Origin of the sequence: Microcoleus sp. BR0-C5 (assembly GCF_036705045.1) — a bacterium.
Taxonomy (GTDB): domain Bacteria; phylum Cyanobacteriota; class Cyanobacteriia; order Cyanobacteriales; family Microcoleaceae; genus Microcoleus.
The window spans coordinates 1-1,678 of the sequence record NZ_JAUBTR010000191.1 but is presented as its reverse complement, the minus strand read 5'-3'; the positions used below and the strand labels follow the sequence as shown (position 1 = coordinate 1,678).

The window sequence follows — 1,678 nt, the reverse complement described above, 5'->3', positions numbered from 1 at the left end:
AGATTGCACTCACTGTTTTCACCTCTCTGCTGTATTGCGCTCGCATCCCTCTTTAAAAACTGTCCGGAGTATTGAAGTTTACCTGATTTCTTCTGTCTCTGTTCTATCTGTCAGACCCTAATTACCCTGTTGTTTTAACTTTATCTAAAAAATTGTTTGTAGATTCTCCTGAAGACGGAGGATAGCAGCAACCCAGGGAAATAACATCAAAGTCTACAGAGTTATTGGGGAATCTAAAACCAGAATTAACAGCACTCTATTTGCGCCTTATAGGGCATACATTCGGCTTACGCACCGGCCAAAGTTGAACAAAGTTGCAGTAGGTCGCGTACCAGGGTAAGCGCATCTAATTTGGTATCAAATGTAACAGACCCCAAAAAGAGGGTGCAGTATTATAGCTGCCCGGTTTGTCCGAGAGATTCTATAATAACTCCCAAGCTCAGTAGAAAATAGGAATGAATACTCTATGACTAAAGGATTTTCACCCGTTGTTGCGAGTGCTAAATTAAAAACCATAAAAACCCAGCCTCAACCTATTTCTATGCAAGAACTAGAAGGGGGTTTGTTGAGTTATTTTGATGCTCTACCTGATCCAAGAGTTGACCGTACTAAATATCACTTACTTAAAGATATTCTAGTGATTGCTTTGTTAACGATAATAGCTGGAGGTAACGGATGGGAAGATATGGAAAATTATGGAATAAGTAAACAATCCTGGCTCAAACAATTTTTAGAATTACCCAATGGCATTCCTCATCATGATACGTTTCGTAGAGTTTTTGAAAAATTAGATCCCAAAATTTTAGAACAGAATTTAACTCAATGGGTTCAAAAATTTATCGGTTCAGTTGTTAACCAAGTTATCCCGATTGACGGAAAAAGTCTTCGGGGGTCTTATGACCGAAATCAGGGCAAAAAAAATTTACATTTAGTGACAGCGTGGGCTTCTGAAAATCGTTTAGTCCTCGGCCAAGTTAAGGTAGACAGCCATTCCAATGAAATTACAGCCATTCCAGCTTTATTAGAATTAATTGACGTAACCGGCGCAATTATTACGATGGATGCAATGGGGACTCAAACGGAAATTGTTAAACAGATTGTTCATAAAAAAGCTAATTATGTAGTTTGCTTAAAAAGTAATCACCCGACTCTTTACAATCAAGTTAAATCTTGGTTTGAGCTTCAATCAAGTCGGCAATTTGATGGAGTTAAAATGACGGATTACCGTCACGTAGAAAAAGGGCATAACCGGATTGAGAAAAGAAGGGTTTGGGCTATTCCCGTTTCAGAATTTGGAGACCTTTATAATCAAGATAAATGGGCGGGACTCCAGACGGTTGTTATAGTCGAACGGTTTCGACAAGAGTGGAATGGAACCTCTCATGAAGTCCAGTTCTATCTAAGTTCTTTAACCGTAAATGCTCAAAAACATGGTTCTATTATTCGGGAACATTGGAGCATTGAAAATAAAGAACATTGGGTTTTAGATGTGACTTTTGAAGAAGATAAATCTCGGATACGAGCGTTTAATAGCCCTCGAAATTTGGCGGTACTCAGACGGATGGCCCTTAATGCCCTCAATCTGTGAAACCACCCTATCCCGTAGCTTGAGACAAAAAAGGAACCGGGCAGCGATGAGTGAGGAGTACATGATGCTTATTCTCAAATCCTTGTGTCA

Annotated in this window: 1 pseudogene; it reads left to right on the top strand. The window is 39.4% G+C overall.

Going from position 1 to position 1,678, the window contains the following annotated elements:
• Positions 1 to 466 precede the first annotated feature (466 nt).
• A pseudogene (locus QUB08_RS31825) lies at positions 467 to 1,678 on the top strand (ISAs1 family transposase); the annotation flags it as partial.